This is a genomic window from Candidatus Poseidoniia archaeon (genome assembly GCA_030748895.1).
Taxonomy (GTDB): domain Archaea; phylum Thermoplasmatota; class Poseidoniia; order MGIII; family CG-Epi1; genus UBA8886.
On sequence record JASMLC010000072.1, the window covers coordinates 1 to 500 of the forward strand.

The following is a 500-nucleotide window of genomic DNA, read 5'->3' on the forward strand; positions in this document are numbered from 1 at the left end:
TCGAGACGTCAACGTCAATAGTGGCAGCGCCCTCGTTGGAAATCAGCATTTCGGTACAGCCAACACCTGAAGCACCGGGCCGCACGTCAAGGCTGACGCTCATATCAGAGAAGCTGATGGAATATGCAACTGGGGAGCCGCCCGTGCTGCTGTCCTTGTCGAAAAGGTAGACCTTGTTGTCTTCGGAGCCGGCGGCGATGTACTCGCCGTCCGCAGAGATGGAGACCGAGTACACCTCATCCCCCGTTTCGTAGCTCCAGAGCGGCGTGCTGCTATTCTTACCGAAAAGGTAGACCTTGTCGTCATCACCTCCCGTGCCGGCGGCGATGTACTCCCCGGCCGCCGAGATGGCGACCGAGCGCACATAATCCCCGGCGGTGTAGTTCCAGAGCGGGGTGCTGCTGTCCTTGTCGAAGGGGTAGACCTTCTTGCCATCGGAGCCGGCGATGTACTCGCCGTCCGCCGAGATGGCGACCGACCACACCCAGTCCCCGGTGGTG

At 61.0% G+C, this 500-nt stretch carries 1 protein-coding gene; it reads right to left on the reverse strand.

What is annotated here, in order from left to right; genetic code table 11:
- On the reverse strand, window positions 1-500 hold a 500-nt coding region (locus QGG57_07190; GenBank protein MDP7007935.1), incomplete at both ends, for a PQQ-binding-like beta-propeller repeat protein.